Source organism: Photorhabdus kleinii, assembly GCF_025384885.1.
Taxonomy (GTDB): domain Bacteria; phylum Pseudomonadota; class Gammaproteobacteria; order Enterobacterales; family Enterobacteriaceae; genus Photorhabdus; species Photorhabdus kayaii.
This window is the reverse complement of record NZ_JAJAFY010000038.1, coordinates 15750-36732: the sequence shown is the minus strand read 5'-3', so window position 1 is coordinate 36732 and position 20983 is coordinate 15750. Positions and strand designations below refer to the sequence as shown.

Genomic DNA, 20983 nt, shown 5'->3' with positions numbered 1-20983 from the left:
ATTAATTTTTATGAGTTATCCGTTCATTAAATTCAGATAGGACCGTTTTCATTTGCTCTTTTGGCATGACATCACCTGCAAATTGAGCACGAATTTCCATCTGCCCATCATTCACACTGATGTTAAAACAAAGCAAATAATCCATCGGTGTTACCCGAGGCTTCCAGTAACCCGTTCCCTCTGTGGTAATATCAATAAAGATCGGATTAACTTTCTCCTCATCAGGCGTATTCAGAAATAAAAGCTCTCCTTCAAAATCCAGTCTTAATTGTGGTCTAGGAATTGCCTTTAATTTTTCGGTAATTTGAGGATTAACAGAAAGATAGCGAAGTGCTTCAAAGCCGAACCCTCGAGCAGGTACCTCACGTAACAGCCGCGCCACGTCAGTTGCATGTTCATTAAAACTGCGTTCCATCGAAAAGGGCAACAGGAACGGAAAACCACATGTAAACCAGCCGATAGTGCGTCCTAAATCAACCTCGTCGAATAGGTCTTCTCGACCATGTCCTCCCAACTCAACAAGGATATTGTTAGCACTGGAAGGAAAATGGCTTTCTAAAGACCGAGCAAGCAGAGTCAGTAATCGGGCAAGTACGGGAAGTTGACTGTGCTCAGATGGTTTTAAAAACTGCTGAGTCTGTACTTCATCAAATACTGTTGTTTGCTCAACCATATTCGCCTCAATGCCAATAGCATCCGTACTTATTAACTGCTGTGCTTGTTCATAAGGTTGTGAAAGCCAGTAATGAACACCAAACAACTCTGGATCATCCTGCACCAATCGGTGTAAACGCCTGGCCCAAGCGAGATACGAAGTTGTCGGAATATCTAATTCATGGGCTTTAGCTCCTCCAAGCAACGCCGCTAAATCCTCTGTAAGTAAATCCCAGGAATAAGGATCGACTACCAAGTGATGAACTATAATCAACAACTTATCCGGCAAATTATGAGCAGTCCGATAAAGTTGTATGCGGCAAATTGGCCCATTTAGCAGATCTAACGACTCATGACCTATATTCGCTAACTCAGTAATTTTCTGCGATAAGCTATTTGGGGCTATCTGCTGCAATTCAAATTGTTCGATTGCGATACGGGCTTGCGGGTTAATTCCTTGCCACCTCCCCAATGCAGTAACTATAAAGCTGACTCCCAAAATAGGGAATCGGGCTAATAGCGCTGATGCCGTCAGTTCAACAGTCTCCAATGACAAAGTGCGACTAAGTGTAAACAACACACCATGATTACAATGATTTTCATTTGGATTATCACGCTCAAAAAAGGCATGCTGAGCTGGTGTCAAAGGGGCCAGATCACTTAATTCATTCGGTGCATGTCTGACTTTGGTTAGTGCGCTCTTCCACTTGGCTAATAACGCATTAATTGCAGCTTCATTATGACGGAAGGGGGTGTATTCAAGGGTAATAGTTAGTTTCCCATCAACGATGGCCGCATTGATTTCCCATTCCAGTGGACGATGTCCCGTTGCTGCCCGCCGCATTCCAATATCTTCTTCTACACTGAAAAAGCCATCATTCTGCTGCTTCGTATTGAAGCGCCCTAAGTAGTTGAATCCAATGTTTGGATTCTTCTCCATAACATAAGTTTGTTGTAAATGGGTCTTGATATAGGGACTAGCTTCAATCATTGCAGTCGCAACTTCGACTACCGTAACCACAGCGTTGACTGGTAGCACAAAGGGACCTATTGTTGTAAACCAACCCACAGTTCGCATTACGTCAATAGACTCGTTTTCCTCTTGCCTGCCATAACCTTCTAACTCAATCAAGAGTTGACCGTTACCCTGCTCAACAGCAATTGTATTTGCAAGTCCCGTCAAGAGAACGGCAGGGACTCCTCCATTAGGCACTAATGCCGAAATTTCCCGAATATATTGTGTTTCTGACTCAGATAACTTGACTTCAGCAACCGAACGTTTGCCATAAAGGTTACTTACATTACTATTCACCTGTACCATATCAATTGGTGCGGTTAACTGGATCGGAAGAAGTATTTGGGGAGATGTTGCTGCTTGTTGCTGAGCCCAATAGAGATATTGCGTGCTTTTTCTCGGTAACCTCGGCATTTCTTTTTGAATAATAGCCTGATACGCAGTTTCAAGATCTTCCAGCAAGATTTGCCAGGAAACTTGATCCACAATTAAGTGATGTAATGTCAGCAAAACTCGAAAATCATCCAACATCACAATTCGTAGTAACGGTCCTTCCTCGATTGATAACGATGCATGAGCCTTATTGGCGATGGTTTCTTCCGAACAATCTGATTCAGCAAACCAAAGTAAGTTGTCATGAGGCGAGCGCAAAGCTTGATAATGCTTCCCTTTCTTTTTGGGGAAACAAACACACAATTGTTCATGGTGCTCAACTAGCGACTGTATCGCCAGGGATAATGCATCTGCATTTAACTGCTCCCTTGTACTGATAACATGTGACTGATTCCAATGGTGCTGTTCAGAAAACCGCTGCTCGAAAAACCATTGTTGGATTGGTGTCAATGGTGCTTTTTCTATACGCGGAATTGAATTTGCTGCCATTTCGTCTTTGGCACTCGCCAGTTTTGTAAGTGAAGCGATAGTTGGATGTTCAAGTAAATGACGAGGGCGTAAGTTGATCCCCAAAGAGCCTGCCTCATGTATCAGCCGGATACCAATAATGGAATCCCCACCCAAAGCGAAAAAATCATCCATAATGCCCACTTTAGCTAGTTTGAGGTATTTACACCATAAATCACAAAGCTGTTGCTCCAACTTGGTGCGAGGTGCAATATAAGAAGCAGATTCAGATTGTTGTTGTGCCAGTGCCTTTAATTGGTTACGATCGACTTTACCATTGGCATTACATAACAGCGCATCAAGAAAATAAAACCTGCTCGGCACCATATAATCCGGCAATTGCTCAGCCAAAAATTTACTCAACGATTTGGCATCCACAACGGCATCACTCGGCTGCGTCACGAAAGCGCTTAATTGCTCAAAGCCACCCATATCAACAAGTTCAACTGCACACATCGCTACATCTGGATAGCTTGCCAGTACTGCTTCAATTTCTCCAAGCTCGACGCGTCGGCCGCGAATCTTCACTTGGTTGTCGGACCTGCCAAAGCACTCCAATATGCCATCCTCTCGCCAACGACCACGGTCGCCCGTCCGATACATACGAGCACCTAGGACAGGCAGAAATGGGTCAGGCAGAAAAGCTGCCGCCGTGAAGCGATTACTGCCGATATATCCCCGCCCGACATTCGGTCCACCAATGAAAATTTCACCACCGATCATTGGAGGAACAAGTTGAAAATCTTTATCTAATACATAAATTGTCACGTTTGGCAAAGGTGTACCCACTGGACAATATAGCCCATCAAACTGTTCTTCGACCCTTCCTTGAGTCACATCATCGGTGCACTCAGCGGGACCATAAGCATTTAGCAGTGTCACCGTTGGTATACACTGATGCCAACGACGTGCCAGCTCCGTGCTTAACACTTCTCCGGTTGAGATCATCCCACGTAGCTGTCGCTGAACCAGCGTCTTCAGTGAAATTGATTTTTCAAGGATATCCAGGATGACTGCGATGAGAGAAGGAACCAGTTCAATATATTCAAATTTCTGCTCAATAATGTATTGAATTAACTCTTGAGGATCTTTTACAACATCATCAGAGACAATAGAAACCGTCGCACCTGCGGTCAATCCGGTAAACATTTGCCAAACTGAGATATCAAACGAAATGGGTGCTGTTTGCGGTAATACCACTCCTGGTTTCAATTCACAGTTTTGGACCCGAAATGCCAGTAAATTAAGGAAGGAACGATGTTCAATTCCTACACCTTTGGGAAAGCCTGTCGAACCTGAAGTAAAGATTACATAAGCTAATTCGCTTGGTGATGGCTCAGTTACCTGCTGATTAAGTAACTTTATCTCATCATCCACTAAAGCCGGGCTTTGAAAACTAAGTTCACTGAATGAGAGCCAAACTATCTGCGGCATATCCACAACATGATCTGCAATCAATGCTTTCGCATGTTTTAGCATATTCTGTTGCCGGGCTTTCGGTAAAGTTGGATCAATGGGTAAGTAAGCACCACCAGAGAAGAAAATACCAGTAGCAACAGCAATAAACCGAGCACTGCGTGGTGCTGAGAGCGCCACAATATCATCGGCACTAATGCCTGCATTTTTTAACTTCAATGCTACCGATGACGCCAACCGAAATAGTTCCCGATAGGTAAGCGACTCTGTTTCATCACGGAGAGCTATCGCATGGGGAGTACTTTCCGCTTGCTCCAATACTCGCCGATAAAACGATTTTCCTGAACCATAATCAGGTTGCGAATTGAATCTGTCTAGCAATTTTGTTTGCATCGCCTCATCAACGATAGCCATATTATTCAGACAGATGTCGAGATCGAAAAGTCCCTTGTTTAACAGTGTAGCGATACCTGTCGCCAAATGATGAAGCGTCTGAGCCTCAGCAACAATTCCACTAACACTAACTACACCATCAATAAGCTCGATAGCTATCCCAGTTTCCGTCTGAGCGCAATTAACGACAATAGGCATGAAATGCTCCAAGAACGGCATCAACAGCGCCTTGTCTATCGATCCATGATTAATAGCCTCAACAGCAGCCATGCGAACATTGCTTAACCATTCACGAAAAGTCACAGCAGGAGGTACAGTCAATAAGACAGGCAAACGCTTGCCTTGTTCTGTGTTAATATGCAATACAACAGAGGATACGCCCCCAATACGGCGCAACACGATACTAGTCACTGCCGCCAAAATTGCCCATGTCAGCAATTCAGAGTTGCCCGCTACTTGTTTCAGCCGGTCAGTAACGGTGGAGGAAAGCAGACATTGCGCACTTACTAGAGATCCCTCATGGTGAGGAAAAATATCTGCGGTTGCGGCAGCGGCCTTAGTTAAATCACCAACCCGCATCAGCCAGTATTCACGATCAATCAGCTTCATAGTTGTCATTTTTTATCCACATCTAGAACTGAAAATCTGGAATATCGCTAAGAACATCGTCTTGACCATCAAACAAAACGCAAAGAGTGGTTTCTTCGCCTAATGTCATCAGCCGTGTCAGTGCATCTATATAAATATTCAACCAGCGAGAAACCGTGTCTTGTGAGAAAAGGGAAGCGGAATATTCCAATCGCGCTTGAAGTTCATCACCATATTCAATACAGGTAAGATTGAGCGGATATTTTGCTCCATTAGGATCGACATCCAACAATTCAACAGCGGCTCCATTTCCCCCTAATACCCTAATAGGATCAACATCATTCTGAAAATCAAACATTGTGAGATGATAGGGGGTATTTGCCATCAGTTTCTGGATTCGATCAGCAGGAAATGCACTGTGTGAAATCGCGCTGAGCGATGCCTGCCTAACCGCATTCAGCACTATGTGAAATGGCTGGTGTGGATCAAGCTGTGCACGCACAATCACTGTATTAACATAACAACCAATGGTGTTTTCATCTTTCAGTTGTCGGTTAGCCACCGGCATAGCAACACAAATATCACGCTGCGCACTTATCTGCCATTGTAATGCTACCCAGGTTGTCAACATTAGCATTTGCACCGTTACGCGAGAATTCATCGCTATCAACCTCAACCTCTCGGTAACATCCTTCGATATCATCACAGGTAAATTAGCTCCCCGGAGGTCAGATGCTGTCCCTCCCTCACCATCACAAGGCAAAAGCAGAATTGGGATGTTTGCCAAATATTCGTACCAGAAAGCCTCCAATTTTCGACCCTGTTCACTTTCAAGTAAGGTATATTGCTCCATAGCATAATTTAAATAATCGTTCACAGGCGGGGATATCTTGCCACCACTAAGAGCTGCTAATACCAATCGCCATGACCAGCCATCAAAAAACAGGTGATGAAAATTCAGCAATAGTGCTTGACGTACTCCATCGCTAAAATTCACTTGCAACAGTTCGAATCGTGTGGGAGGAATACCATAAGGTGAGAGCGGCGCTTCAACCATCTGCCGGAGACGCTGAGTCAAAACGGGCATGCCCGTTGCAATAGTGTATTTTGTTAAATCGACTTCACTATGAACCAGTTTGACCGGCATCGGAGGATGGATTACCGGGTTAACGCCTTGTTCGTTGTATTCCAGACTACAACGCAGCATCAGCTGCTGTAAGACAAGCTCAGTTAGCGTTTTTTCCAGCCAAGCAACATCCGCCTCCGCATTGATAAGCAAAACAGCGGGAACATTATAAGCGCCAGATTCATCAGCAATTTCCGTTGCCGCCCAAATTGCTAATTGCTGACCAGAAAGTACATGCTCATTGTTCCTCGTTTCCATCTCCGGTGTTGTAGATACGGAGGATAATTGAACATTGTCTTTCACCAATTGATAAAACTCGTTCAGATCCAGGCAATCCAACAAATCCATCAATTTCAGATCCGTACCTAATGCCGCGTTCAGTCGAACCACAAGTTGCTCACCATTAAGTGAATTGCCTCCGGCCGCAAAAAAATCATCGTCAAGTGTTAATTTCGGTTCTTTCAGCACTTCTCTGACTTGAGTCAACAGTATCTCTTCAACATTTTCTCCTGAATTTGATATCGAAGTGTGCGGTACAACGTCAGAAACCATAGCAGGGTTCTCAATAGTCTCTGGCCAGCAATAGGTGACCACAAAAGGAGCAAATGGCAGTTCAATACGACAATTGATCTTGCGTTCACACCCTTGCTGCCAATCCAAATTAGCGCCATTGACAAACCAATCTCCAAGCAATGTCAACAAAGATCTTTCACTATCATATGACTGATAACCCAACGTGTTAATGGCTGTTGCAAGCTCACCACAACGACTGAATCTCACCAAGCATAGTTCAACCTGTTCTTGCAACAAGGTTTGCAAACGCTGGTGATCAAATGTTGAATCAGTGACTAGTTCATCAGCAAGACGCAATGCATCAACAAATTCAAGACCACCATCGACGACCTGTGCAGCCAATTTCCCCACACCGTAGGCCAGTAACAAGTCAATTGTCACCCCAAACGCTGTCAATACCGCGTGATGTCCCAACAACCAAATAATCCAACGCTGCCGAAGCGTCCAAGTTTTCCTTGAACATAAGTTCTCTGCTTGTTTTATTACACGATGAAAAGCCGGAAATGTTTCTCCTCGTTTCATCAATAGTTGAATATCTATTGGAGAGCATTCATCAAAAATAAGACCAACAGATAACGAAGATGATGGTGAAGATAGTGAGATTGAACCGTGGTTCGTGAGTTGCTGCACTAAATGCGAAATAGATGAAGCCACGCAGCTCCAACGATATGGGAAATGCTCCCGTCCCAACATTAATATATCGGCAATCTCGTCAATTGATGCTTCGGTTGAGGATAACGCATTAGTTATAGCACTTAGGTAAGTGCTGAGATCTTGTGTCGTCTGTGCCGATATCAGCACCAACCTCTCATTTATTTCGTATTTTTTGTGCCTTAAAGTTGAGGGAGCCTCTTCAACGACTAAATGCACATTAGTACCACTTAGCCCAAACCCACTGATTCCCGCGCAGTAAGGACGCTGACCTTGACGTGGCCACGGCTCACAAGAGGAAGAGACACGTATCGGCAGCTCTTCTGTAGATCTACACAATGGATTCAACTGTTGGAAGTGAGCCGTAGGGAAAATCTGACCAGTGCGGAATTGAGCTATAATACGAACAAGCCCCGCCAACCCAGCCATACCACTTAAATGTCCAAAATTACTTTTTACAGAAGAGATAACACAAGGCTCCTGCTGCACTCCATAGGCGGCAAATGTATCGACTAAACCTTGCACTTCTATCGGATCACCAATTTTAGTCCCCGTACCATGAGCTTCTATGTAACCAATATCAGTAGCTGTGACCCCTGCTTGATGCCATGCTGCCGTAATCACCTCGGTTTGTGCGATGCTGCTAGGTGCAGTGATACCATTGCTACGGCCACCGTCATGATTAATCGCACTCCCTCGTATGACAGCATGGATAACATCATTATCTTGATGTGCACGACTCAACCGTTTAAGCAGGACAAAACCGCCTCCTTCCCCAAATCCAGCACCATCAGCCATTGCATCGAAAGGACGGCATCGATCTGTCGTTGACTCAACCCCTAACCCACTTGAGTTCTCACTACGCTGAGGCAAGGTGCCTAAAACAAGTTCACAGCCTCCTACCAGAGCAAAATCAGCCTCCCCTGTCAGAATTTTGTTCCGTGCTTCGTGAAGTGCGACCAAAAATGATGAACATCCCGTATCTATGGCATAAACTGGGCCACGCAGATCAAGCAGATACGCAATGCGACCTGCTGAAAAAGCATGCAAGCTACCGATAAAAGCGAACGGATTGGCTTTTCCCTGTACTGACAACGACTGAAAAAGATCTGGATGTGGCCCGCCATGCGCAGCAACAAGTACTGCTGTACGCGCATCTGATAACTCTTTCAGAGTGTATCCCGCATTGACAATCGCTTCTGTAGCCAGTTGGAGCCCTATGCGTTGTTTGGGATCGATATATTCAGCTTCACTTAGTGCAATACCAAAATAACGATGATCGAACCCTGTAATTTCATCAAGCCATCCCCCCTCTTTTTCATTACCTGTAAGAACCTGCCCCGTATTGACCACCCGACTTTCAGGTATTGGGCGAATGCAATCCCGACCATCAGCCAGAATATCAATCAATTCACGCCAATTTGAACATTGTGGTAACCGAAAAGAGACGCCAATTATGGCGACCGCATCATCTGAATATAGTGTCGTCACAGCTGTACCACCTTAGTTTTATTGGGAGCTGTGCTCTCGCCACCGAGCACTTTGGCTAAGGACTCAATGGATGGATATTTAAATAGTTGGGCAACAGTGAGATTTGGAAAATGACGACGTAATCGCCCAAAAACCACTAACGACTTGAATGAGTCACCTCCCGATTCCAGGAATTTAGCCTGCATATCAATATCATCACGCTTAAGCACTTCACGCCAAATATCTAAGATAAGCTTTTCTATGTCATTACGAGGAACGGTAACATCAGAAGAAATCGATTCAACAGTATTAACAGAAGCCTGCAAACGCTCTATATCAAGCTTTCCATTAGCATTAACAAGGATTTCATCAATATTGTAGATTCTGGATGGAATATGACTGGCCGGTAATCGGGTAGCTAAGTTTGAAAGTAGTTCATTTTCTCTCACAGTACCCACAACATAAGCAACCAGTTCATCAATCTGGTGAAACTCAGATTTTACACTTGTAACAACAACCTGCTTAATCCCAAGTTCAGCAAGCAAGGCATTCTCAATCTCTTTAGGTTGGATTCGATATCCACGGATTTTGAGCTGGCGATCTACGCGCCCGATAAATAAATAGTTGCCTTGCTCGTTTTGTTTAACCAAATCACCACTGGCATAAAACCTACGTCCAAAGATATCAACAAAGTGAGTTTCTGTCAGATCTTGATCCCCATGATAGCCTCTGGCCAACGCACGCCCCCCTATATATAGTTGCCCCACTTCCCCGAAGGAAACTGGTCGCCTGGCGTCATCCAGTACAGCTATTTCAACGCCATTTAAGGGCTTACCGATTGGAATTGAGTCATTGCCCAGGAGTGTTCCATTCAGCTGATGCATTAATACACCAATAGTCGTTTCCGAAGGGCCATAGTGATTAAATATTCTCAGATTGGGGTTCGCTGCAAATAAAGTTTTAGCAAGTGCCGAAGTTAGTTCTTCCCCACCAATAATAAGTACTTTTTCAGGTAGTAATTCCGCAAGGTTACCTTCTCTGGATAACATCTCTAATTGCGAAGGCGTGCATTTCAACATCTCAATTGAAAATTTACTTATATGCTTAGCAAGCGCGATTGAGTCCAGCATCATTTCTCGATTGATAAGCTCAAGGGTACGACCTGTTAGCAGAGCAACGAAAATAGACGTATTACCAAGATCCGAAGCAAAAGTTGTTGTACTCGCCAAACTGGAGGGTATTGGTGATACGCGCTCAACAAATGCCGAGACGTAATTCATGATACTGCTGTGTTCAATTGCGACAAGTTTGGGAATTCCTGTTGAGCCGGAAGTTGATACCAAATAAGCCAAATCACCGGCTTTGCGACCTGATACCGGAATGTATTCCTGTGACTCTAATATTTGTCTATCAAGATTAATGTAAGAATGGTGCTCAATACGTCGGCAGTTCAAATCATTAGTTAATACTTTAACCCCGCCTGCACGCTCTATTAATTCATTAATTCTACTGTCGGGTTCACTGACCTCTAACTGAATATATGCAGCGCCAACTGCCCAGATAGCCAATGCAGCTACAAGACTTGTAGTAGATCTTTCCATAAAAATTGCCACAACATCACCATTTACCACTCCTTGTGAAATGAGTAATTGAGCAATGGCACCAGCCTTCCCTGCCAATTCTTTATAAGTAAGCGCAATGTTGTCATGGCGTACAGCATATAATGAATTTGAAGTGGCTACTGAATTGGCAAAAAGATCTGCACAAGTTCTTGATTCTGTCAAAGTGTTCCATGTTTGCATCTCATGTCCTCATTTGGCAGGGAAAAATTGCAATGCATTGGTGAAGCCATGATCACATAGACTTTGCGTGATCCACTAAACGGTTCCCTACCGTGGGCAACAGCAAGGTTGTCAACAACCGCCACATCACCGTTCTTCCAATCCGGGTACACTGTCTCCGCATCAATAGCGGCTCGAATTTCAATTAATGTGGATTCGCTGATAAGAGTACCGTCGCCATATTTCGCCATTCGTGGAAATATCCCCGCACCGAGTGCAGCTTCCAAAGCAAGCTGAACTTCTTCAGGCAAACTGGAAGGATGGAACAGATTCGCTTGATTAAACCAGCTTTCTTCCCCAGTGTAAGGATGAGTCACAACACCTTGTACAACCTGCCGTGTGATTAACTGCTCTTCATCTAGCCACTCAAAGTCAACACCTTCAGATCTGAGTTTCTCTTCAACTATTCTCCTTTCCTCAGTCTGAAATACTTGCTGCCAAGTTAAGTCAAACCCAGTGTTATAACGTCGTTCATATAAAACACCTTTACTTTTAAATTCTTCACGGGTTTTATTCGAGAGGCGTTGGAGTACTTTTCGATAGTCTGCCAATGTTGTCTGACCACCAGAATCAGCAGCTTTTTTTGACCACAACCATAAATATTTTGGCCAAGTACGCCGGTAAGACATTTCATTATGCAAAGGTATTCGTTGATCAGCAGGGTACTCTGTAGAAGTGAACACCCGATCATTGACTTTAGTACGTGGTGTTGATGGTTCTTCATAATCCAATATTTCAGGAGTTGCACTTAATACTGCTTCTCTGAATGCAATAACATCTTCAATGTTGAATCCACGAAAAAGTAAGGCACCATGATCATTAAGCTTTTTTTTACACTCGTTCCAGTTATTACTAAGCCAGGAATACAGTGTGATCCCACTATTTGGAGAGTAAATCGTATAAGGTAGCATATCATATTAATCCTATTTAAAATGGATTAGCTAAACTGCCTACATCATTCATTTTCCAAAGTTATTGATTGAGTAAATTACCAAAACTAAAAAGAGCAGCAGGAATTCGAAATATCTGGCACTATTTCAATACCATTAAAATATATTTAAAACGTATATCCAAGTAACTTGGATATATAAGTCTTAGAATTTGTAAACGGTTAGTAATCCCAAACGCTAGTGAAATTACATTTAATAAATTGATCTATTGCTGTTATGAACATCTTATTACATAAACCAGAAAGACTCAATACTCCAACAGAATTTAGATGGATAAAATTGCCGTTTGTCTCAGACGCTTTATCCTGAACTTTTTTTATAAGAGTAAGTATATTCAGTTAAATAGTTAATAATCTGTATGGTTTGATAGGTTGAAAAACTATTACTGACATTATTATCAGACTTATTTTTCATATTTTAGGTAATCTTTGATATACCTAACGATAGTCGTTTTATAAATTTGTAATACTTGAAAACCATGAATATAAATAACTTTTCAAAATAGTAGATCACTTGGAGGGAACTCAGTCCAATTTTTGCGATCTGATCAATTGCAAAAAATCCCAAAACCACAAAACGGACTGAGTTATGCCTATCATAGCACTGATACCCCGCAATGAACGACGCCAGATGAAAAAAATTATCCAGCGCACCCGAGATAAAAATTATGCTCGCAGACTCATGGCCATATTGATGCTACATCGAGGCGAGTCTGTCTCACAGGTCGCCAGAACCCTTTGTGCCGGTCGTTCTTCCGTCAATCGCTGGATAAATTGGTTTACTTTATATGGTCTGGAAGGTTTGAAAAGCCTGCCTGCGGGCAGACCCACTGTCTGGAATTTAATCCCACTTTATCCTTTGATATCTTTTTTATTGCAACATTCTCCCCAACAATTGGGTTGCTTGCGTTCTCGTTGGAGTCTTGAACTTTTTATAATTAAAATCAATGAATTATTAAATATAAAATTATCCATCAGCACCTTCTATCGTTACTTACATAAAACAGGTATCGTTTGGCGAAGGGCAGCGCCGACGCTTAAATTACCCGATCCCGAATACCCTGAAAAAATGGCGAAAATTACCGAGGCGTTGTCAACGTGCTCGGAAAAACATCCCGTTTTTTATGAAGACGAAGTCGATATCGAGCTAAATCCCAAAATCGGTTCTGACGGGTATTTAAAAGGACAGCAGAAACGTATCGTGACACCAGGAAAAAACTAAAAACATTACCTTGCGGGCTGCCTGAATGTTCAAACAGGGAAAATCACTTATGTTGGCGGATTAAATAAAGATTCTCGATTATTTATCAATGTATTGAAAGAACTTGATCGCCAATATTGCCATGCTGAAACCCTCACGTTAATTTTGGATAATTATAGTATTCACAAAAGCCGGATGGTCAGTGATTGGCTGACCTGTCATCCTAAATTTAACCTATTGTTTTTACCTGTTTATTCCCCCTGGCTGAATAAAATTGAGCGCCTGTGGCAATCCCTGCATGAAACGGTGACACGAAATCATTGCTGCCAGTATATGTGGCAGTTGCTCGAAAAAGTGAAAACATTTTTGAATTCATTCTCCTACAGGACTAACAGAGAATAAAAAGAGAGGGTGTATCATAATTATGAAAAGTTATTTATTCCAACCTTCAGAAAAAAGTAAAACCACTTTAACATAGTTACACATACAGCTATTAAGAGTTATATCGCACATGTATTGGAACTTTTTCTTTTCCTGCGAAATAAGGGTCTTTAAGTTGTATCATGATACAATTCACCGTTAAATAACATAAATTATTTTTAACAACCGTAAATATATTGATTGGATTTACTACGAACTTCTTTTAAGAAGCAAAATAAATTTATAAAAATTTTAAAAAACAACTAGAGCGCAGAGTTAAAAGGTATCGTTAAAAACTTATTACGGTTAACAAAAAACACGACCCGAACGAATTATTTTGGCAGAGTGATGTCGGTTTCACCTAAAGAATATCACATAAAAAAATGATTTATATCTACATTTTAGAATACACGATAACTGAGGTTGTCACCTTGTTGAGTAGCAACAAATCGATTAATCCCTTACCGGAAAACTTTATTATCCCTGCACATTAAATTTAAAAAATCAAATTCTAGGAAAGGAAAAACAAGAAAATCTGATTATCAGTTTAATACAGATTAAAATACGGAGAAAATAACAGATAAAGGTTAAAAACATAGGCGCTTCATTAATACCAGATTTTAAAAAGAGACAACGTGACTAAAAACGGTTTTATTTTCTGGCACGTTTAATGCGTTTATCAGCAATGCTAATCGTCTGTCTATTTTACATTCATCTAACCGATCTGACTATTTAAAAACACTAATATAAAAAGATTAAAGTTTTATATAAAAGACCAATTTAAATCAATAAATGCACTTTTCAGATAAAGGGTAAATCGCATTTAATCGAAAGCTATTAAACATTAAAAGAGAATTAAAAAGAAAACAGCGAGAAAAAGAATATAATCTAAATAAGTTCATATTAAAGTGTTTTCCCATCGTTATTTTACGAAGAAAACTATGAAAAAAATAGTAAAACGGTTAATTTGGCAAGATTTAAACCCTAAAAAAAGAGAGATTATCTTAAAAGAACATAAACGGGTATCTTTATATCATTAGACTATTTACTCATTGATTTATACCCGTCATCTTTCAAGTTGCCTCTTTGTTGGCTGCACTCGCTCACCCCGGTCACATAGTTACCTATGCTCCCGGGGATTCTCTCCCTTGCCGTCGCGATCCATCTTGAAATCCATAGGGTATATATAGACCATTGTTATGGAATATACCCGAACTATAACAATTGTCCCAAGGAATATATACGCTTGCCGATGCAGACCCAATTCCTCCGGTTAATGTAATACCTGCCGATAATACCCCAACTGCTAATAATTTCTTAAACATAAAAGTTTATCCTTTAATATTTTAATCCTGTTAATATTAGGGTTTTATTTTATTAAATGGAAAATTATTTTTAAAAAAATATAAAGCCATATGTAATAATGCATGCTAAATCATCATTAACCTATATTACAATTTTAAAATCTTTTTATATTTTTCATTTTAAATTGGAAGTTTAATTTCTTATTTAAAAAAATCCTCGCACAATGTAAATGGCCTCCTGTCGATTAAATAACTTTAAAAGGTACAATTAAATAATCTGAATTTCATATTTATATGAATTCAGGTTGCTCACTTTATTTTAAAACCTATATTAATGGAGTGTGTATTTAAAAAACCCTTCACAGTAAACCGTTTAATGTGAAGGGGATTTTATCAAACTAACATCTCTGTTTTTTATTTTCTTTATCTCAAACTACGTGAAATCTCTCTAAAAGTTCGCTTTGCTCTCAATGAGTATTGAGGAAGGAGTATTACGCAGATTTGTTAAACTCAGATAATTCGATGTTTCTCTAATTGAATCTGCCGCGCAGCTTCACGCGCCATACGTCTCTTACGAGCATCACAAGGTTCCGGGCAGTCACATATTTTCTCTACGCCAATACTGCTTAAACCACCACAGCTCCCTTGTATGCTTTTACGTTTAATCATATAGCCTAACGACATTCCCGCAAAAGCCAGCAGGAAAAAGACGAAGGCTGCAATAAATACTTTCAGCATTTTCTTCCCCTTCTCATTGATTTTTCTGTAAGTATGGCTCAAAGGCTTTATTGTAACGCTCTTCAAAACCATTTTTCGTTTTTATGATCATAAAAACCGGGATACTCAGATTTTCTGCAACTTCCATCCCTTTTTCCGGCCCTAAAACATTCAGTCCAGTAGAAAGGCCATCAGCACTCATACAAGCTGGAGCAATCACTGTAATAGAAACTAAATTATGAGAAATAGGGTTCCCCGTTTTTGGATCAATCGTATGTGAATAACGCACACCATCTTGTTCAAAGTAATTACGGTAATCACCAGAAGTCGCTATCGACATATTCCCAGGCATTATCACTTCCTGAGCATTTTGTGCCATGCCAGTGTCAGATGGCTTTTCAATCGCAATCCGCCACGGCAGATCTTTACCATTATGGCCTGATGTACGGACTTCACCGCCAATATCAACCATATAATCCTTGATATTCTGCGATTCCAGATATTCGGCAACAACATCTACGCCATAACCTTTAGCAATAGATGATAAATCGATATATAGCTCTGGAACAGTTTTAATCAGGTTATTACCTTCTACCACCAGTTTATCAATCCCAGTCCATTCACGGCGTTTTTCCAGTTCACTTGCAGAAGGTGCTTTCGTCACGTGCCCCTCAGGACCAAACCCCCATAAATTAACCAATGGGCCAACCGTCACATCCAAAGCGCCATCCGTCAATTTATTAATGTAGATCGCTTCTTTAACCACTTTGGCTGTCGCAGGCGATACCGGGAATGGCCGATCAATTTGACGGCTTTGATTAAAACGACTCAATTCAGAATCAGGGCGATATGTCGACATCTGGTCGTTAACCTCCTCCAGCAAACGATCAATCTCTTTTTGCAGAGCTTCTGACGAAGGCGCCGACGAACCCGTAACAAATTTAATGGAATAGTAAGTCCCCATTGTTTGCCCATGAATATTTTTCTGCTCCAGACCATCGCATGCCGCCAGCAGCAATACTGCAAATATTAACGCTATCCAGCTACTTATCTTTTTACGCACAGTTAATTACTCTTTCTGAATTGTTAGCGCCCACAAAGTTGTGGGCGCCAGTCATTAAAATCAAACTATACCCGTTATCTTTCAAACTGCCTCTTTGTTGGCTGCGCTCACTCACCCCGGTCACATAGTTTTCTATGCTCCCGGGGATTCGCTCCCTTGCCGTCGCGATGCATCTAAAATCCATAGGGTATATTTATGGCCTATCAGCCACCGAAATCATCCAACATGATGTTTTCATCCTCGACACCAAGATCTTTCAACATTTTGATCACCGCGGCATTCATAACCGGAGGCCCACACATATAGAACTCACAATCTTCTGGAGCCGGATGATCCTTCAAATAATTCTCATACAGAACATTATGGATAAAGCCTGTGTGACCATCCCAGTTATCTTCTGGCAGTGCATCAGATAGAGCTACATTCCAGGTAAAGTTTTCATTTTCAGCCGCTAGCTGATCGAAATCCTCTGTATAGAACATTTCACGTTTAGAACGAGCACCATACCAGAAGCTAATCTTACGTTTGGAATTCAATCGATTAAGCTGATCAAAGATATGAGAACGCATTGGCGCCATACCTGCGCCACCACCGATGAAGATCATTTCCGCATCAGTATCTTTTGCGAAAAATTCACCGAACGGACCAGAAATAGTCACTTTATCACCGGGTTTTAGTGACCAAATATAAGAAGACATAATTCCCGGAGGCGCTTCCGAATTTTTTGGCGGCGGCGTCGCAATACGAACGTTAAGCATGATAATTCCGTGTTCTTCTGGATAGTTTGCCATTGAGTAAGCACGAACTGTTGGCTCTTTCACCTCAGAAACAAAACGGAACAAATTAAATTTATCCCAGTCCTCACGGTATTCTTTCGGCACATCATAATCCTCGTAACGAGCAATATGTGGCTGCGCTTCAATCTGGATATAACCACCTGCACGGAAAGGCACAACTTCCCCATCAGGGATCTTCAATTTTAGCTCTTTAATGAAAGTTGCTTTGTTATCGTTGGAGATAACTTCACATTCCCATTTCTTAACACCGAATATCTCTTCCGGTAACTTAATTTTCAGGTCCTGTTTTACATTGACCTGACAAGCCAGACGACAACCCTCTTTCGCTTCACGTTTACTAATGTGAGAAAGTTCTGTTGGCAGAATGTCGCCACCGCCATCTTTAATCTTTACGCGACACTGACCACAAGAACCACCACCACCACAAGCAGAAGAGACAAAAATCCCCTGGCTTGACAACATATTTAGCAATTTATCACCGGCAGGAGCGGTAAAGCTCTTTTCCGGATCACCATTAACTTCAACCCTAATATTCCCAGTGTTAACTAACTTTGATTTTGCAAACAAAATCAGCGCCGTCAGTACCAACACAATTAGGGTAAACATCACTACGCCTAAAATTATTATATCCATGAACGCTTCTCGCCCTTATAACTGCACACCAGAGAAGGACATAAAACCCAATGCCATCAAACCCGTAGTGACAAAGGTGATCCCCAATCCTTTCAGCCCTGCCGGAACATCAGCATATTTCATTTTTTCACGGATAGAAGCTAGCAGAACAATCGCCAACATCCAGCCTATACCTGAGCCAAAACCATATACAACGGATTCCGAAAAACTATAATCACGCTGTGCCATGAAAGAGACACCACCAAAAATTGCACAGTTAACGGTAATCAGTGGTAAAAAAATGCCGAGCGCGTTATAGAGTGAAGGGAAATAACGATCAAGGATCATTTCAAGAATCTGCACTAATGCAGCAATCACGCCAATAAATGTAATAAAGTTCAGGAAGCTGAGATCAACCCCTTCAACCAATGCACCGTCACGCAATACCAAGTTATACACCAGGTTATTAGCAGGAACAGAGATCCCTAAAACCACCGTGACGGCAATACCCAGACCAAACGCCGTTGTGACGTTTTTCGATACGGCCAAAAAAGTGCACATACCGAGGAAGAAAGCCAACGCCATATTCTCAATAAAGACGGCGCGGACAAACAGGCTTATAAAATGTTCCATGTTGTCAGTTACTCCTTCTCAACCTGCGCCGGTTTTAACGTCCTCAGACCCCAAATCAGCATACCAATAATGAAAAACGCGCTAGGGGCTAACAGGAACAGACCATTAGGCTGATACCAGCCGCCATTCTGTACCGATTCCATCACGGTAATTCCGAACAGCTTGCCGGAACCAAACAACTCACGCAGAAAACCAACCATTACCAGAATAACACCGTAACCCAGACCATTACCGATACCATCCATAAAGCTCTCGATGGGTGGAGATTTCATCGCATAGGCTTCCGCACGTCCCATCACGATACAGTTAGTAATGATAAGGCCAACAAATACAGACAACTGCTTGGAAATTTCATAAGCATAAGCCTGCAAAATCTGATCTACCACGATAACCAATGATGCAATAATCGCCATCTGGACAATGATTCGCACACTGCCGGGGATGTAATGACGGATCAACGAGATAAAAAAGCTGGAAAAGGCAGTAACCAATGTTACCGCTATTGTCATTACCAACGCCGTTTCCAGCTTGGTTGTTACCGCCAGCGCTGAGCAAATCCCCAGAACCTGCAATGCAATCGGGTTATTATCCAAGAGTGGCCCAAGCAGGACTCGTTTTATTTCTTTACTATCAGCCATCTTTCAACGCTCCTTCGCGTACTTTTTTCAGGAACGGACCAAAACCGTTATCCCCTAACCAGAAATTAAACATATTCTGGACACCGGCAGAGGTCAGAGTCGCACCAGACAAGCCATCAACACCATAAGAGTCATCGGCAGCAGCCCCGCCACGAACAATTTTGATCGCCGGATTGCCTTCATCGTTATACAGTTTTTTACCTATCCACTTTTTACGCCATTGTGGGTTATCCACTTCTCCCCCCAACCCCGGTGTTTCGCCGTGCGAATAATAAGTGATACCACGAGCCGTTTTGCCGTCCACATCAACGGAGATAAAAGCATACATGACAGACCACAGGCCAGAACCATAAATAGGCAGAACGATTTCGCGAGTTTTACCCTGTTCATTTTTCACCAGATAGACCTCGGCCATATTGGCGCGACGGCGAATTTTCGCCAGATCCTTTTCAGGCGGTAATGCAATACTGGTATCATCACTGCGCAACGCATCGTTCAGGTTAAACTTGCCCTGACTGCTTTCAAGCGTTGCCGTCTCCAGATTCAATAACTCGGTTTTAATCCGACTTTTGAACGTTTCTTTAACTTCATCGGCACTCATCTGAGGCTTGAATAACCCCGCAACATCGAGGATATTACGCTGTTTATCCAGCAATTTCTGTTCCTGTTGCTGAGATTTCAGCCCTACCGCAGAACCTGCTACCACAATTGAGCAAACGAGACATAGCACAAAAACAACGATAAATGTTCTGCCGACGCTGTCATTATTTTTGGGTTTATCATTAGCCACGGGCTTTTCTCCGCTTAATATTGGCTTGCACTACCAGATAATCAAACAATGGCGCAAACAGGTTTGCGAACAGAATCGCCAGCATCATACCTTCTGGATATGCCGGGTTAACAACCCTGATCAGAACACACATCACACCAATCAGAATGCCGTACCACCATTTACCTTTATCGGTAAATGAAGCCGATACTGGATCTGTTGCCATAAAGATCATACCAAAAGCAAAACCCCCCAGAACCATATGCCAATACCACGGCATAGCAAACAACGGATTAGTATCTGAACCGATAGCATTAAATAGGTAGGAAGTTGCAACCATACCCAACATCACCCCGGCGACAATCCGCCATGAAGCAATACGGGTAAACAGGATAATTGCACCACCGATGAAAATCATTAGAGTAGACACTTCACCGATAGAGCCAGGAATATTACCAATGAAAGCATCCATCCAGGTAACAGGCTGACCGGTAACGGTATTCACTAATCCCTGACTACCACCAGCCGCCCATTGAGATAACGGGGTCGCCCCAGAGAAACCATCAGCCGCAGTCCATACCAAATCACCTGAAATCTGTGCAGGATAAGCAAAGAATAGAAAAGCACGGCCAGCCAGTGCCGGATTCAGGAAATTACGGCCTGTCCCACCAAAAACCTCTTTCGCAATGACAACACCAAATGTAATACCTAGCGCAGCCTGCCACAAAGGAATAGTAGGTGGAACAATCAACGCAAACAAAATAGAAGTAACAAAAAAACCTTCATTAATTTCATGTTTACGGATAATGGCAAACAGTACTTCCCAGAAGCCGCCAACCACAAATACAACGATATAAATAGGTAAAAAGTAAGTTGCGCCAAGTAACATTTCGCTACACCAGCTAGCGCCTGGCGTCAGTGATGCACCGAAAAACTGAGCAACACGATAGTGCCAATCAGATGCCAGAATTTGCTGTAATTCTGCGCCACTATATAAATGATACAACGCAGGGATCGCCTGCTGACCAACGTTATACATTCCCCAGAACATTGCCGGGAATACGGCCAGCCATACCATGATCATCATACGCTTTAGATCGATGGCATCACGGATATGGGCACGGCCAGAAGTTACTGTACCTGGTGTATAGAAAACCGTTGTTACCGCTTCATACAACGGATAGTATTTTTCTAATTTGCCCCCGGGCTCAAAGTGGTGCTCAATTTTTTCAAAATAGTTTTTCAGGCCCATG

Annotated in this window: 11 protein-coding genes and 1 pseudogene; 1 reads left to right on the top strand and 11 read right to left on the bottom strand. The window is 42.3% G+C overall.

The annotated features are described in order from the left end of the window. Position 1: 1 nt before the first annotated feature. From LG003_RS16620 to LG003_RS16605, 4 genes are read right to left on the bottom strand one after another with little or no spacing between them, the layout of a single operon-like run. Complete coding sequence (locus LG003_RS16620) at positions 2-4996, bottom strand: non-ribosomal peptide synthetase (protein WP_262981196.1); 4995 nt, start codon at positions 4994-4996, stop codon at positions 2-4. A gap of 13 nt (positions 4997-5009) precedes the next feature. Continuing rightward, positions 5010-8807 (bottom strand): beta-ketoacyl synthase N-terminal-like domain-containing protein, encoded by a 3798-nt coding sequence (locus LG003_RS16615; RefSeq protein WP_262981195.1) that lies wholly within the window; start codon positions 8805-8807, stop codon positions 5010-5012. After that, complete coding sequence (locus tag LG003_RS16610; protein ID WP_112879496.1) at positions 8804-10588, bottom strand: non-ribosomal peptide synthetase; 1785 nt, start codon at positions 10586-10588, stop codon at positions 8804-8806. Before LG003_RS16610 ends, LG003_RS16615 begins: the two co-directional genes overlap by 4 nt. Continuing rightward, positions 10567-11538 (bottom strand): TauD/TfdA family dioxygenase, encoded by a 972-nt coding sequence (locus LG003_RS16605; protein ID WP_262981194.1) that lies wholly within the window; start codon positions 11536-11538, stop codon positions 10567-10569. Before LG003_RS16605 ends, LG003_RS16610 begins: the two co-directional genes overlap by 22 nt. Positions 11539-12165: 627 nt before the next feature. Between LG003_RS16605 and LG003_RS16600 the strand changes: the two are divergent. Beyond that, positions 12166-13179 (top strand): annotated as a pseudogene (locus LG003_RS16600) (IS630 family transposase). A gap of 1832 nt (positions 13180-15011) precedes the next feature. Here the strand turns inward: LG003_RS16600 and nqrM are convergent. The 7 genes from nqrM to LG003_RS16565 all read right to left on the bottom strand — a co-directional run bounded on the left by nqrM (position 15012) and on the right by LG003_RS16565 (position 20982). Then, positions 15012-15239 carry a (Na+)-NQR maturation NqrM gene (gene nqrM / locus LG003_RS16595; protein WP_112878719.1) on the bottom strand — a complete coding sequence of 76 codons (228 nt, stop codon included), beginning with the start codon at positions 15237-15239 and terminating at the stop codon, positions 15012-15014. A gap of 13 nt (positions 15240-15252) precedes the next feature. After that, entirely contained in the window at positions 15253-16281 is a 1029-nt protein-coding gene (locus LG003_RS16590) for an FAD:protein FMN transferase (protein WP_112878720.1), read from the bottom strand. 203 nt (positions 16282-16484) lie between these two features. Then, the gene (gene nqrF, locus LG003_RS16585) at positions 16485-17711 is read right to left on the bottom strand and encodes an NADH:ubiquinone reductase (Na(+)-transporting) subunit F (RefSeq protein ID WP_112878721.1); all 1227 of its coding nucleotides are present in this window, start codon (positions 17709-17711) and stop codon (positions 16485-16487) included. A 15-nt stretch (positions 17712-17726) separates the two neighbouring features. After that, entirely contained in the window at positions 17727-18323 is a 597-nt protein-coding gene (gene nqrE / locus LG003_RS16580; RefSeq protein ID WP_112878722.1) for an NADH:ubiquinone reductase (Na(+)-transporting) subunit E, read from the bottom strand. An 8-nt stretch (positions 18324-18331) separates the two neighbouring features. Beyond that, positions 18332-18961 (bottom strand): NADH:ubiquinone reductase (Na(+)-transporting) subunit D, encoded by a 630-nt coding sequence (locus tag LG003_RS16575; protein ID WP_112878723.1) that lies wholly within the window; start codon positions 18959-18961, stop codon positions 18332-18334. Next, on the bottom strand, positions 18954-19751 hold the full coding sequence (locus LG003_RS16570; RefSeq protein WP_112878724.1) for a Na(+)-translocating NADH-quinone reductase subunit C: 798 nt from the start codon (positions 19749-19751) through the stop codon (positions 18954-18956). The genes LG003_RS16575 and LG003_RS16570 overlap by 8 nt, the downstream gene beginning before the upstream one ends. Continuing rightward, entirely contained in the window at positions 19744-20982 is a 1239-nt protein-coding gene (locus LG003_RS16565) for an NADH:ubiquinone reductase (Na(+)-transporting) subunit B (RefSeq protein ID WP_112878725.1), read from the bottom strand. Before LG003_RS16565 ends, LG003_RS16570 begins: the two co-directional genes overlap by 8 nt. Between the last annotated feature and the right edge of the window lies 1 nt (position 20983).

Bases quoted from the DNA above. Each gene is read 5' to 3' on its own strand.
- LG003_RS16610 (WP_112879496.1), bottom strand. From the start codon at position 10,588: ATGCAAACATGGAACACTTTGACAGAATCAAGAACTTGTGCAGATCTT.
- LG003_RS16565 (WP_112878725.1), bottom strand. From the start codon at position 20,982: ATGGGCCTGAAAAACTATTTTGAAAAAATTGAGCACCACTTTGAGCCC.
- LG003_RS16575 (WP_112878723.1), bottom strand. From the start codon at position 18,961: ATGGCTGATAGTAAAGAAATAAAACGAGTCCTGCTTGGGCCACTCTTG.
- LG003_RS16605 (WP_262981194.1), bottom strand. From the start codon at position 11,538: ATGCTACCTTATACGATTTACTCTCCAAATAGTGGGATCACACTGTAT.
- nqrF (WP_112878721.1), bottom strand. From the start codon at position 17,711: ATGGATATAATAATTTTAGGCGTAGTGATGTTTACCCTAATTGTGTTG.
- nqrM (WP_112878719.1), bottom strand. From the start codon at position 15,239: ATGCTGAAAGTATTTATTGCAGCCTTCGTCTTTTTCCTGCTGGCTTTT.
- LG003_RS16620 (WP_262981196.1), bottom strand. From the start codon at position 4,996: ATGACAACTATGAAGCTGATTGATCGTGAATACTGGCTGATGCGGGTT.
- nqrE (WP_112878722.1), bottom strand. From the start codon at position 18,323: ATGGAACATTTTATAAGCCTGTTTGTCCGCGCCGTCTTTATTGAGAAT.